This window comes from Gemmobacter lanyuensis, assembly GCF_014652355.1.
In the GTDB taxonomy this organism is placed as follows: Bacteria; Pseudomonadota; Alphaproteobacteria; order Rhodobacterales; family Rhodobacteraceae; genus Gemmobacter; species Gemmobacter lanyuensis.
The window spans coordinates 40,183-53,269 of record NZ_BMYQ01000011.1 but is presented as its reverse complement, the minus strand read 5'-3'; the positions used below and the strand labels follow the sequence as shown (position 1 = coordinate 53,269).

10 protein-coding genes and 2 pseudogenes are annotated in these 13,087 nt (G+C 63.0%); 6 read left to right on the top strand and 6 right to left on the bottom strand.

The genetic code is table 11. The annotated features are described in order from the left end of the window. Nucleotides 1–60 precede the first annotated feature (60 nt). The 4 genes from IE101_RS15125 to bhcR all read right to left on the bottom strand — a co-directional run bounded on the left by IE101_RS15125 (nucleotide 61) and on the right by bhcR (nucleotide 4,234). On the bottom strand, nucleotides 61–1,173 hold the full coding sequence (locus IE101_RS15125; RefSeq protein WP_189634678.1) for an acetoin dehydrogenase dihydrolipoyllysine-residue acetyltransferase subunit: 1,113 nt from the start codon (nucleotides 1,171–1,173) through the stop codon (nucleotides 61–63). A 3-nt stretch (nucleotides 1,174–1,176) separates the two neighbouring features. Next, complete coding sequence (locus IE101_RS15120; protein WP_189634677.1) at nucleotides 1,177–2,187, bottom strand: alpha-ketoacid dehydrogenase subunit beta; 1,011 nt, start codon at nucleotides 2,185–2,187, stop codon at nucleotides 1,177–1,179. A 13-nt stretch (nucleotides 2,188–2,200) separates the two neighbouring features. Then, a complete protein-coding gene (locus IE101_RS15115) occupies nucleotides 2,201–3,178 on the bottom strand; it encodes a thiamine pyrophosphate-dependent dehydrogenase E1 component subunit alpha (RefSeq protein WP_189634676.1) in 978 nt (325 codons plus the stop codon). 249 nt (nucleotides 3,179–3,427) lie between these two features. Continuing rightward, entirely contained in the window at nucleotides 3,428–4,234 is an 807-nt protein-coding gene (bhcR, locus tag IE101_RS15110) for an HTH-type transcriptional regulator BhcR (RefSeq protein ID WP_189634675.1), read from the bottom strand. A gap of 196 nt (nucleotides 4,235–4,430) precedes the next feature. Here bhcR and bhcA point away from each other — a divergent pair, with 196 nt between their 5' ends. From bhcA to IE101_RS15085, 5 genes and pseudogenes are all read left to right on the top strand, one after another. Beyond that, complete coding sequence (gene bhcA, locus IE101_RS15105; protein WP_189634674.1) at nucleotides 4,431–5,609, top strand: L-aspartate--glyoxylate aminotransferase BhcA; 1,179 nt, start codon at nucleotides 4,431–4,433, stop codon at nucleotides 5,607–5,609. After that, the gene (bhcB, locus tag IE101_RS15100) at nucleotides 5,609–6,556 is read left to right on the top strand and encodes a beta-hydroxyaspartate dehydratase BhcB (RefSeq protein ID WP_189634673.1); all 948 of its coding nucleotides are present in this window, start codon (nucleotides 5,609–5,611) and stop codon (nucleotides 6,554–6,556) included. The genes bhcA and bhcB overlap by 1 nt, the downstream gene beginning before the upstream one ends. A 10-nt stretch (nucleotides 6,557–6,566) precedes the next feature. Further along, a complete protein-coding gene (gene bhcC / locus IE101_RS15095; protein ID WP_189634672.1) occupies nucleotides 6,567–7,730 on the top strand; it encodes a 3-hydroxy-D-aspartate aldolase BhcC in 1,164 nt (387 codons plus the stop codon). A gap of 54 nt (nucleotides 7,731–7,784) precedes the next feature. Further along, nucleotides 7,785–8,750: an iminosuccinate reductase BhcD gene (bhcD, locus tag IE101_RS15090; protein ID WP_189634671.1), complete on the top strand. Its 966-nt coding sequence runs from the start codon at nucleotides 7,785–7,787 to the stop codon at nucleotides 8,748–8,750. A gap of 161 nt (nucleotides 8,751–8,911) precedes the next feature. After that, a pseudogene (locus tag IE101_RS15085) lies at nucleotides 8,912–9,162 on the top strand (IS110 family transposase); the annotation flags it as partial. A gap of 246 nt (nucleotides 9,163–9,408) precedes the next feature. Here IE101_RS15085 and IE101_RS15080 read toward each other — a convergent pair. Beyond that, nucleotides 9,409–10,428 carry an IS110 family RNA-guided transposase gene (locus tag IE101_RS15080; protein WP_189634669.1) on the bottom strand — a complete coding sequence of 340 codons (1,020 nt, stop codon included), beginning with the start codon at nucleotides 10,426–10,428 and terminating at the stop codon, nucleotides 9,409–9,411. 111 nt (nucleotides 10,429–10,539) lie between these two features. Here IE101_RS15080 and IE101_RS15075 point away from each other — a divergent pair. Next, nucleotides 10,540–11,193, top strand: a pseudogene (locus IE101_RS15075) (amino acid kinase family protein); the annotation flags it as partial. Between the two features lie 21 nt (nucleotides 11,194–11,214). Here the strand turns inward: IE101_RS15075 and IE101_RS15070 are convergent. After that, complete coding sequence (locus tag IE101_RS15070) at nucleotides 11,215–12,969, bottom strand: ParB/RepB/Spo0J family partition protein (RefSeq protein ID WP_229804212.1); 1,755 nt, start codon at nucleotides 12,967–12,969, stop codon at nucleotides 11,215–11,217. Between the last annotated feature and the right edge of the window lie 118 nt (nucleotides 12,970–13,087).

Below are 13,087 nucleotides of genomic sequence, written 5' to 3'. Positions count from 1 at the left end.
ACCCTGTCATGGTTTGGGGCGGCCCCGGTCTGCTGAGGGGCGCGCCACTGGAATGCGAGATCACCCGGCCGACCGGATGAGCGTGAGCAGTTCGCGGTTGACCGAACCCGAGGCTTCCATCTGCGGCATATGCCCAGCCCCTTCGAGGGTGATCAGACGGGCCGACCCAAGCACCTCGGACGGAACGGGCAGGATCTGGTCCTGTGCGCCCCAGATCAGCTGCACGGGGCATCGCAATGCGGCGAGATCGCCACGAATGTCGCGGCGCTGCCGGTTGCCATCGGCAATTGCGGCGGCAATCTGCGTGAGCGCCTCGGGCACCTCCTCCAGCCGTTTGAAGCTGAGCGTGCCTTCCACCATCTCGGCGGTGATCTTGCCGGGGTCAGCGACCAGCCGCTCCAGAACCTTCTGCAGCGGTCGGCGCCGGTCGGCGGCAATGAAGTCGGTCAGGAAGTCACCGGCCATCTGCGGGCCAAGACCAATTGGTGCGATCAGGCTGACCGTGGCGGCACGATCCCCCAGCGCGCGGGCGACCGCAGCCGCAACGCCGCCCCCGAAGGAATGACCCACGAGATGCACCCGGTCGGTGCCCAGCGTCTCGATCACCCCCAGAACAGCAGCGACGGCCCCGGCAAAGGCGTCCGTATTCCGCGTGGGCGCCGAACCGCCGTGGCCCGGCAGATCGATCGCCACTGTCCGCAGTTCGGCGGCAAGGTCATCCTGATTGAACATCCAGGTGCCCAGATCACCGCCAAAACCGTGCAGCAGGATCGCAACCGGCCCCTCGTCCGCACCCAGAGACAGGAAATTGACGGCGGCCCCGTCGACCTCGACCTTGCGGGCGGTGGGGACATCGGCGTCCTCACCCCCTGCCCCGGCGCGCGAAGCATAAGAGGCGATAAAGGCCTCAAGCTCTTCCTCGGTCGCCGCCGGGTCAGCGACAACAGCGGCCAGCGCCCCGACCGGTGCCGTCACGCCTTCCGCCAGCACGATACGGCGCAGGGTGCCCGCGGCGGTCGATTCCACCACATTGGTCAGCTTCGAGGTTTCGATCTCCACGATCTCGTCGCCTTTGGAAATCACGTCGCCTTCCTGCACCAGCCAGGTGACGATCGTGCCTTCCGTCATCGTCATGCCCCATTTCGGGACGGTCACAGCTTCGATTTTGGACATGGCTCAGCGGGTCCTCAGCAGGGATTGGGCCGCCTCGACCACCCTCGCAGCCGAGGGGATATAGGCGTCTTCCAGATTGGGGGCGTAGGGCACGGGGGTATGGGGCGCCGTCACCATGCGGATCGGCCCTTTCAATGCGTCAAAGCATTGCTCACACAGAATGGCGGAGATGTCGGCCGCCACGCTGCACCGCGGGTTCGCCTCATCCACGATCACGACCCGACCGATCTTTTCGGCGAATTCGACCAGCGTCTCGACGTCCAGGGGCGAGGTGGTGCGCGGATCGATCACGCAGGCGGAAATTCCGTTTCGGGCAAGCTCTTCCGCCGCAGCTTCGGCGATATGGGCCATGCGCCCAAGACCGATGAGCAACACATCCTTGCCATCGCGCACCACGCGCGCTTCCGCAAAGGGGATGGTGTAGGATCGGTCCGGGACCTCGCCCACCATGTCGTAAAGCATCTTGTGTTCCAGAAACATGACCGGGTCATCATCCCGGATCGCCTGGATCAGCAGGCCCTTGGCATCATAGGGTGTGCTGGGCATGACGACCTTGAGGCCCGGAATATGGGTCAGGATCGGGTGCAGCGCCTGGGTGTGCTGGGATCCGGCCCGCGTCCCCGCGCCATAGGTCGCGCGGATCACCAGCGGCGTGCGGGCCCGGCCCCCGAACATGTAGCGGAACTTGGCAGCCTGGTTCATGATCTGGTCAAAACAGACGCCCAAGAAGTCGATGAACATGATTTCGGCCACAGGGCGCAGGCCGGTCAGTGCGGCGCCCGCCGCCGCCCCGATGAACGCGGCCTCGCTGATGGGTGTGTCACGCACCCGTTCGGGACCATAGGCGCCGAGCAGACCGCGCGTGACGCCGAAGGGTCCGCCCCAGGCATCTTGCACACCGCTTCCCCCGGCCCCGCCGGTCAGGTCCTCACCCATCAGGATGACGTTGGGATCGCGAGCCATTTCCGCATGCAGGGCTTCGTTGATCGCTTGGCGATAGGATTTCTGTGCCATGGATTGCGCCCTCTCACATGTATTTCACGTAAACATCGGTATGCAGCGCAGCGGCATCCGGCCGAGGGGCTGCGCGCGCGGCGGCAACGGCCTGGTTGATCTGGTCTTCAACCTCTGCCTCGACCTGATCGAGATCCGCACCTTCAAGCAAAGCCGCGCCCTCAACCCGGGACCTGAAGAGGCGCAGGCAGTCGCGGTTCTTGCGCATCTCGCCCTTCTCATCGGCGCTGCGATAGGTATCAGGATCGCCGCTGTAATGGCCGAAATAGCGCGGCACATGGATATGGAGCAGGGTCGGCCCGCCGCCGGTCCGCGCCCGTTCGACCGCGACGCGCGTGGCCTCATAGACGGCGAACACGTCGGTGCCATCGACCTCGTCGGTCGGGATGTCATAGCCTTCGGCACGGCGCGTAAAGCTTCCGGCCGAAACATGCGCATTTGCAGTCGCTTCGCCGTAGCCATTGTTTTCAATGACGAAAATGATGGGAAGCATCCAGATCTTGGCCAGGTTGAAGCTTTCGGCCATGACGCCTTCATTCATCGCACCATCGCCTGCGAAGGCCACGGCAACCTGTTCCGTGCCGCGAAGCTTCGCACTCAGGGCAGCGCCACAGGTGATGGGCGCACCCCCGGCCACGATGCCGTTGGCCCCCAGCATCCCCTTCCGCAGATCGGCGATGTGCTGCGAGCCACCCTTTCCCGCACACGTTCCGGTGGCTCTGCCGAACAGCTCCGCCATCATCGCGTCAATCTCACAGCCCTTGGCGATGCTGTGTCCATGTCCGCGATGGGTGGAAGAGATATAGTCATCCTCGCGCAGCGCCAGACAGACGCCGACCGCACTGGCCTCCTGTCCGGCGTAAAGATGGGTGTTGCCAGGGATGTCGCCGGTGGACATCTCCTCCATCAGCCGTTCCTCAAATCGGCGGATCAGACGCATCGAGCGATAAATGCCGATGATACGTTCGCGCGGAAACTGTAATGCGGACATGCTTTTTTGCTTCCCCCAAGGGCTTGTCGTATTCCGGGTTCAATTCGATGCAGACGATGAGGCACCTATGCCGCAAGCAAGCGCGCGGCATGCGGCGAAGGGATGCGCCCTTCAGCCCGACAGTTTGTATGAAGGCTTCCCTGTTCGCCGTCTTCTTCGTTATGTCAACGTGTACATCAGATTCTGTATCTATGTCAACGTTTACATTTCGGAACAGCAGGGAGTGATTTTCCACCGCCGGCGGCGGGTTCAGCCGCCGAGCTTGCGTGACGCTTCGGCGGCAGCCTCAACGACAAGGCGGCCCATTTCCCGGACACTCGTGTCGGACATGCGGCTTGTCGGCCCCGAGACAGAAATCCCGGCCACGACCTCGCCATACCCGTTGCGAACGGGCGCCGCGACGCATCGCATGCCCAGCGTGCGCTCCTCATCATCCAGCGCATAGCCACGCTTGCGAATCTCGGAGATGGCGTCGCGCAGCTGCGCGGCGCTGGCGATCGTCTTGTCCGTGAAGCGAACGAAGGTCGCTGCCTTGATGAAGGCTTCCACCCGCGCATCATCAAATGCGCCGAGCAGCGCCTTCCCGATCCCGGAGGCGTGCAGCGGCGCGCGCGTCCCCGGCGGAAAGAAGGCGCGGATCGACTCGTGCGTTTCAACCTGGCTCACGAAGAGCACATCGCCGTCGCGCTCGATCCCGAGGTTCGATGTCTCTCCCGTCCGCATCATCAGATCGCGCATCACCGGCCGGCAGGTTTCAACCACATTGGTGCGCCGCAGGAAGGCCGAACCCAGGCGGAACGCCTCAGGCCCCACGAACCATTCCTGTCGTGCGGTGCCGGATTCGACGTATCTGCGGCGTTCAAGCGCCGCAAGCACCCGGTGCATCGTCGCCGGGGCCTGATCCAGATGGGCCGAAAGCTCCGACAAGGTTGTGCCGCCGCGCGTGGCCAAGGCCTCAAGCACATCAAGCGCCCGGTCCAGGGCTTGAATATTGGCAGGCTGCTGGGCTGTTTTCAGCCCCTTCGGACGCCCGCGCCGACGGACGGGTGTTTGCATGAAAAACCCCAGATTTGCAGAACCAGAGGATAGAAAAATGCGCGGTCAAAATCAATTGAACTGTATTGGAAAAATATAAATACTTGAAAAACATATATAATATTATTATTTTTCCATTTAATGGAAGTATTTTTCAGAAAAATTTACCGTGCGACCTGCCCATGCTACACCAGCAGCATCAGCAGAGAGCGCCCCCATGAGCCCCCAGAACCCGATCTTCATTCCCGGCCCGACCAATATCCCCGAGATCCTGCGCAAGGCGGTGGATATGCCCACCATCGACCACCGCAGCCCGCTGTTCGGCGACATTCTCCATCCCGCCTTGAACGGGGTAAAGAAGGTCCTGAAAACCAGCAGCGCCGAAGTCTTCGTCTTTCCCGCCACCGGCACCGGTGGCTGGGAAGCGGCGATCACCAACCTCCTCTCGGCCGGGGACCGCGTTCTGGCGACGCGCAATGGTATGTTCAGCCACCGCTGGATCGACATGTGCCAGCGGCACGGTCTCGACATGACGGTTGTGGACCAGGTTTGGGGCGAAGGCATCCCCGTGGACCGCTTCGCAGAAATCCTGACCGCGGACCGCGGCCACACGATCAAGGCCGTGCTGGCAACCCACAACGAAACCGCAACCGGCGTGCGGTCCGACATCGCGGCCGTTCGGCGGGCCCTGGATGCAGCGGGTCACCCGGCGCTGCTTCTGGTCGATGGCGTCAGCTCGATTGCCTGCTACGACTTCCGCATGGACGACTGGGGGGTCGATGTGGCTGTCACCGGATCGCAAAAAGGGTTCATGCTGCCGCCGGGGCTGGCCATCGTAGGGTTTTCGCCGAAGGCGCTGGCGCAAGTCGAAAACGCGGGGCTGCCGCGCACCTTCTTTGACATCCGCGACATGACGAAGGGCTATGCGGCGAATGGCTTTCCCTATACGCCGCCGGTTGGACTGCTGAACGGCCTGAAAGTGGCCACCGACATGCTGCTCGCCGAAGGGCTGGAGAATGTCTTTGCCCGCCACCACCGCATTGCCGAAGGCGTGCGGCAGGCGGTCGCCGCCTGGGGCATGAAGCTTTGCGCCGCGCGAACCGAACTTCACTCCGACAGCGTCAGCGCGATCTGCACACCCGACGGCTTTGACGCCAACCGGATCGTGGCCCGCGCCCTGCACACCTATGGCGTGGCCTTCGGCACCGGGCTGGGCGATGTGGCGGGCAAGGTGTTCCGCATTGGCCATTTGGGCAGCCTGACCGATGTCATGGCGCTGTCAGGCCTCGCCACGGCCGAAATGGTCATGGTCGATCTGGGCCTGCCGGTTACGCTTGGCTCAGGGGTCGCCGCGGCGCAAGAACACTACCGCCAGACCGCACGGAAGGATGGCTGATGTATATCCCGACCCTCGCAGACATGCGTGCAGCGCGCGCGCGCATCGCACCCCATGTTCACCAAACCCCGATCCTCACCTCGCGTATGCTGAACCAGCTGACGGGGGCCGAGCTTTTCTTCAAATGCGAGAACTTGCAGAAAGCGGGCGCGTTCAAGGCGCGCGGTGCCTCGAACGCGGTCTTCGGCCTGTCGGATGATCAGGCCCGCAAAGGGGTTGCCACCCATTCCAGCGGCAATCACGGCACCTGCCTGAGCTACGCTGCCGGACGGCGCGGCATCCCTTGTACCGTGGTCATGCCGCACACTGCCCCGCAGGCCAAGAAAGATGCCGTGCGCGGCTATGGCGGTCGGGTGGTGGAATGCGAACCCTCGACCACATCGCGTGAGGCGGTCTTTGCCGAGGTGCTGGCCGAAACAGGGGCCGAATTCGTGCACCCCTACAACGACCCGCGCGTGATCGCCGGCCAGGCGACCTGTTCGGCCGAGATGATTGAGCAGGTCGAGGGGCTGGATGCGGTGATCGCCCCGATCGGCGGCGGTGGCATGGTCTCGGGCACCTGCCTGACGCTGTCGCACCTTGCACCGAAAACCCGCATTTTTGCCGCAGAGCCGGAACAGGCCGACGATGCCTGTCGCAGCTTCAAGGCAGGATATATCATTGCCGATGATGCCCCGAATACCATCGCGGACGGCCTGAAAGTACCGCTCAAGGATCTGACTTGGCATTTCGTGCAGAACCACGTGACGGATATCCTCACCGCGTCGGAACAAGAGATCATCGATGCGATGAAGCTGATCTGGAAGCGGCTGAAGATCGTGATGGAGCCGTCCAGCGCCGTGCCGCTGGCCGCCATCCTGAAGAACCCCAATGTCTTTGCCGGCCAGCGCGTCGGCATCATCATCACGGGCGGGAATGTCGATCTCGACAGCCTGCCCTGGAACTGAGGAAGTCATCATGTTTGCGAAAACGGAATTCGAAGGGCTCGAAGTCGGTTATGACGTGCCCGCCCTGCCCGGCATGGATGAAAAAGACATCCAGACGCCCTGCCTGATCCTCGATCTGGACGCGCTGGAGCGCAACATCCGCAAGATGGGCGATTACGCCAAGGCACATAACATGCGCCACCGCGCGCATGGCAAAATGCACAAATCGGTCGATGTGATGAAGCTGCAGGAACGGCTGGGCGGCGCCAGCGGCGTTTGCTGCCAGAAAGTGTCCGAGGCCGAGGTGTTTGTCCGCGGCGGCATCAAGGATGTGCTCGTCTCCAATCAGGTACGCGACCCGGCCAAGATCGACCGCCTTGCCCGCCTGCCCAAGCTTGGCAGCCGCATCCTTGTCTGCGTCGATGACGTGGCAAATGTGGCCGACCTTTCGGCGGCGGCGCAAAAGCACGGCACAACGCTGGAATGCCTGGTCGAAATCGATTGCGGCGCCGGACGCTGCGGTGTCAAGACCGCCGATGCGGTCGTTGAGATCGCGCAGGCGATTGCAGCCGCCCCCGGCCTGAAGTTCAGCGGCATCCAGGCCTATCAGGGCGCAATGCAGCACATCGAAAGCTTTGAGGACCGGCAGGCAAAGATCGACATCGCCGTGACCCAGGTGAAAGAGGCGGTGGCAGCACTGGAGGCCGTCAACCTCCAGCCCAAACTGGTAACGGGCGGCGGCACGGGGTCCTATTACTTTGAAAGCACCTCGGGCGTTTACAACGAACTGCAATGCGGGTCCTACGCCTTCATGGATGCGGATTATGGCCGCATCCGCGACAAGAACGGCAATCGCATCGATCAGGGCGAATGGGAAAATGCGCTCTTCATCCTGACAAGCGTCATGAGCCATGCCAAGCCGCAACTTGCCGTGGTGGATGCCGGGCTCAAGGCGCAATCCGTGGACAGCGGGCTGCCGGTGATCCATGGCCGCAGCGATGTGAAATATGTCAAATGCTCTGATGAGCATGGCAATGTCGAAGACCTCGGCGGGGTGCTGAGGATCAACGAAAAGCTGCGCCTCGTGCCCGGCCATTGCGACCCCACCTGCAACGTCCACGACTGGTATGTCGGGGTCCGCAACGGCAAGGTCGAAACGCTCTGGCCGGTCTCAGCCCGCGGCAAGGCTTACTGAGCGCACCGGATCGGCGACCAAACCGCCGATCCCTCCCCTCGCAAAGGCGCAAGAATGTTTATCGTTCCTGAACACGAAATTTCCGGGCTGATCACGGCGGCCGACTGTGTCGCCGTGGTCGAGCAGGTCTTTGCCGCGATGGCCCGCGGATCGGCCACCAACTTCCCGGTGATCCGCGAAGCAATCGGCCATGCCGATGCGCTTTACGGCTTCAAATCGGGGTTTGACCGGGAAAACCTCGCACTTGGCGTGAAAGCCGGAGGGTTCTGGCCGCAGAACATGGCGCGCGGCCTTCCCAACCACCAATCCTCGATCTTCCTTTTCAACGCCGATACCGGACAGCTGCGCGCGGTGGTCGGTGGCAATCTCTTGACTGCCCTGCGCACGGCCGCCGCTTCCTCGGTGTCGATCAAACATCTGGCGCGGCCCGACGCGCGGGTGATCGGCATGATCGGCGCAGGGCATCAATCCACCTTCCAGCTGCGCGCCGCGCTGGACCAGCGCCCCTTCGAGAAAGTGCTGGGCTGGAACATCGACCTGCGCGATCTGCACCGGCTTGCCGCCATCGCCGCCGAAAAGGGCCTGCCCTTCGAGGCCGTCGATCTGGATCGAATGGGGGCCGAGGCCGAAGTGATCATCACCGTCACCTCGTCTTTCGCCCCGATCCTGCAGGCCGCCCAAGTCCGTCCGGGCACGCATCTGGCCTGCATGGGCACCGATACCAAAGGCAAGCAAGAGGTCGAGGCTGCACTGCTGGCCCGCGCAACTGTGTTTACCGATGAGGTCGCGCAATCGACCTCCATCGGCGAGGCGCAGCATGCCATCCGGCAGGGGTTGATCCGGGCCGACCAGATCACCGAAATCGGTGCCGTGCTGAATGGCGCCCATCCGGGCCGGACTGCGGCCGACCAGATCACGCTCTTCGACGGCACCGGCGTCGCACTGCAGGACCTGGCAGTTGCCTCGGCGGTGGTAGAGCGTGCAGTTGCGCGCGGCATAGCCATTGAGGTGACGTTCTGATGCAAGAAGCTGGGATGGCGTCTGACTGCCTTGCCCGCACCATCCCGAGGCAAGGTATCCAGCCAATTTGCCAGGACGAGGGGCTCTGATGATGGGTTGGGTAGCCCCTCCTGACGGCACTTGTGCCACTGTGATCCATGAAGGATCAGGAGGAGTTGGCTATGAAGGAAGTATCGATCATCGGCGTGGACTTGGCCAAGCAAGTCTTTCAACTGCATGGCGCGACAGCCGAGGGTGAAGTTGTGTTCCGCAAGAAGCTGTCGCGCAAGCAGTTCCTTGCTTTCATGCAGACCCATCCGGGATGCCGGGTGGCGATGGAGGCATGTGCGACCGCTCACACTGGGCGAGGACATTGATGGCTCTTGGGCATGACGTGCGACTGATCGCCCCGAAGTTCGTCAAGCCGTATGTCATGTCTGGACGGCCCCTGATGCGCAAGCTGGGAATTTGACGAGCCCATGCCGAAAGCAGTCATGTCTACGGCCTGTTTGCGCGGCAGTGCCGCTGGCCCAGATGAAGTCCGCAGATCAGGTCCCAATCAAAATTACGCGTTCGATTTGACGCCTTGACCCCCTGGGGTGTCCTGATCCCCGGTTCGACCGGTTTGTCATCTTTCCTCAGTCTCGACGCATTCAGTTTCGTCTGTCTCGCGCCTTCGTCAGGCGGATCGAGCTACGAATACTTCGTTTCTTCGCAAAATTGCCCAAGCGATGCGCGCGGTTTTGTTCGCCTGAGCGACCGCAGCAACCTTTGGCCGCTTACGCTCCTTTATTCCCGCCAGCCACGCTTTGCCGGGATCGCCCTGACGCGTGAAGCGCATGACGGCACTCGCACCTGAGACGAGCAGTCGGCGGATATAGGCATCGCCCTGTTTGCTGATGCCCATCTGCCTCTCCTTACCGCCGCTGGAATTGGCCCTCGGCGTCAACCCCAGCCACGCCGCGAACTGTCTGGCAGTCTTGAAGAGGCTCGCATCTGGCACATTGGCCGCGATGGCGCTGGCTGTGATCGGGCCAATGCCCGGGATAGTAGCAAGCCGACGGCTGGCATCGTTGGTTCGGTGCCAATCCAAGATACGGCTCTCGAGCCTTTCGATCTCGTCGACAAGCCCATCTGCCATTCGGATAAAGGCTTGAAGAGCCTCTGCGGCATGTTCCGGCAGCGATCGCATGACCCGCTGGAAGTGGGCCTTTAAGCTGCTCAGCCCGTCGACGCCCTGAGCTGCAACGATGCCCAATTCCGCGAGATGGGCCCTGAGCGCATTGGTCTGCATCGTCCTCTGCCTGACCAGAAGTTCCCTCGTTTTGTGCAGGATCAATACCGCCTGCTGCTCTTCGCTCTTCACAGCCACAAATCGCATGGTCGGTCGCGTCACGGCCTCGCAGATGGCTTCTGCATCCGAGGCGTCGGTCTTTCCCCGTTTGACGTATGGCTTGACGTAAGCCGGAGGCATCAGCTTCACCTCATGGCCGAGGCGTGCAATCTCGCGCGCCCAGAAATGTGACGACGCGCAAGCCTCCATTCCGACAAGACAAGGCGACAGTTCACCAAAAAATGCTGCTACTTCCGCACGCCGCAGTTTGCGACGAACACAAACTCTCCCGTCAGCGTCGACGCCGTGAACCTGAAACACATTCTTCGCAAGGTCGAGACCGACCGTCACGATCACATCTGACATGGTGGAACCTCCCTATATTGGAACCCTGATCATGAACCGCGGCCGCAAAGCACGCCACGGTTGGGTCAGGGGCCGTCCACCTCATCAAAATTGCACGCCGAAACACAGCCGATGACGGCCGAGGCGCAGCACACCAATGTCCGCATCGCGGCGGCGGCACTGGCCGACCTTGCGCGCGATCACCAGATCGTCGTGGCCCATGGCAACGGCCCCCAGGTCGGTCTGATGGCGTTGCAGGCAGCCAGCTTCGCACCCGATACCCCCTGGCCGCTGGATGTGCTGGGGGCGGAGACCGAAGGCATGATCGGCTACCTGATCGAGCAGGAACTGATGAACGCCCTTCCCGCAGGCTCCAACGTCGCCACGCTTCTGACCCGCGTCGAGGTCGACCCGGCGGATCCGGCCTTCGACCAGCCGACCAAGCCCATCGGCCCGGTCTACACTGCCGAGGAAGCCGGGCTGGTCCGGGCCGAGCACCAATGGTCGATGGTTGCAGAAGCCTCGGGCGGGTTGCGGCGCGTCGTGCCCTCGCCCCTGCCGGTCGCGATCCTCGGGATCACCCCGATCCGGCTGCTGGTCGAGGCCGGGGTCAGCGTGATCTGCGCCGGCGGGGGCGGCATCCCGGTGACGCGCGGTCCGGACGGGAAGATGCGTGGCGTCGAGGCGGTGATCGACAAGGACCGCACCGCCGCCCTGCTGGCCAAGGCTCTGAAGGCCGAAGTCCTGCTGATGCTGACCGACGTGGACGCGGTCTACCGCGATTGGGGCACGTCGGATCAAGCGGCGCTAGGGGTTCACCTTCTCATGGAGCGCGTTGACCCCGAAGCTGAGGCAATGCGCCAAGAGTGCCAGACGGCTGCCCTGATCGAGCACGGTCAGATAGTCCCAAAGCACGGCATCGTCGCCGAGGGGCAGATCGGTCTCCCAAGCTGCGTGACGCTCGTCGACCAGCTTCGCCACCACGCTGTCCTTCAGGTTCGGTGCCTGCGCCGACATGTAGACGTGGCGGACAGAGACTTCGAGGCAACTGCCCGTGCCCAAGGAGGTGCGGAAGGTGTCCGTCACCAGCTTCAGAAGCAGCAGCGTTAGCGCCACGTCGGGGGAACGCCCGATGGCCTCGCGGAGTGCGAGGGTCCGGTGGGCCGTCAGTTCCATGACCAACCGCTCGGGCAGCGGCTTCAACGCGCCGTCATCTTCTTCCTCCGACAGGTCAGCACCGATCGGCTGACCACCCGAAGTGATGACGGTGCCGCCGACAGAGGTCTCCGAGGGTTTCCAGCTGGAAACACCGACATCACCCCCCTGCCCCATATCATCCGCGCCATCACCATCCTGGACCGCGGTTTCCTCGCGCGGCTCGTCCTCGGGCCGGACATAGCCACGATAGACCGCGAGACTGCCGTTCCGATCCAGCGTGACGAAGACGCCCGCGCGCCCGACCTCGGTTGGATCGTAGATCAAGGGCCGCTGCTCGAGCGCTTCCATCGCCATTTCGAGCTGACCGAGCCGCGCATCGATCTCTTCGGGGTATTCGTCCTGACCGGAGTATTCCTCTTCCAGCGCACGATACTCGGCGAGCAGCGAAGCGTGTGCCGCGCTTTCCTCGTCGATCATCGGGGCGGGATCACCGGCCAGACGCCGCAGACCGTGGCTGTAGCAGTAGGGCAGGTCGGCCGCGACCTCGATCCACTTCCAGCCCTCGGAGACCAGAGCCTCGGCTTCGGCCTGGAGCTTCTCGGCAACCAGCCGGTCCAAAAGGGCAGGGTCCTCGAGCCAGCCACCTTCGTCGCCCTGAAACAGATCGCGCAGGACGACGCCACCTGCCGCCTCATAGGCATCGACACCGACGAAGACCGTGCGACGATCCGAGGCCCGGACCGTGGTCTCCGTCAGCATGCGCCGGATGGCGTAGGGCTCCTTGTTCCAGGAGTTCCTCACCGCGTCCCAGACCTGGACCTGACGCCCGTGGTCGGGGTTCACCGTGAAAGCCGTCAGCTGCTCGAGCGTCATGCCGTCATCGGCATAGACCTCGAGAAGGGTAGGGGCGACGGAGGCGAGTCTCAGGCGCTGCTTCACGATCTGCGGCGTGACGAAGAAAGCTGCCGCGATTGATTCCTCGCCCTGACCTTTCTCGCGCAGGGCCTGGAATGCGCGGAAATGGTCGAGCGGATGCAGGGCAACGCGCTGCATGTTCTCCGCCAGCGAGTCATCCTCGGCTAGGATCTCCGAACCAGAATCTCGCACGATGCAGGGGATCGGCGCAGTCTTGGCCAGCCGCTTCTGCTTCACCAGCAGTGACAGCGCCTGGAAACAACGACCACCGGCCGGGATCTCGAACAGCCCGGTTTCGACGCCCTCGGCATCTAGCATCGGCCGCACGTTCAGGCTCTGCAGAAGCCCGCGGCGGGCGATGTCCTCGGCAAGTTCTTCAACCGACACGCCGGCCTTGATGCGCCGTACGTTAGACTGGCTCAGCACGAGCTTATCGAAGGGGATATCCCGCGACGGGGACAGGGTGATTTTCTGGGCTGCTTTCGCCATCAGATCTTCTCCACGACGGGCGCCGGAAGCCACTCTCCCGATCTCGCTTCCCGTCACCCCTCCAACCCCCAACCTTTCTCTCTCAAAGCGGGCGGCATGTTTACCGGGGTATACGTGG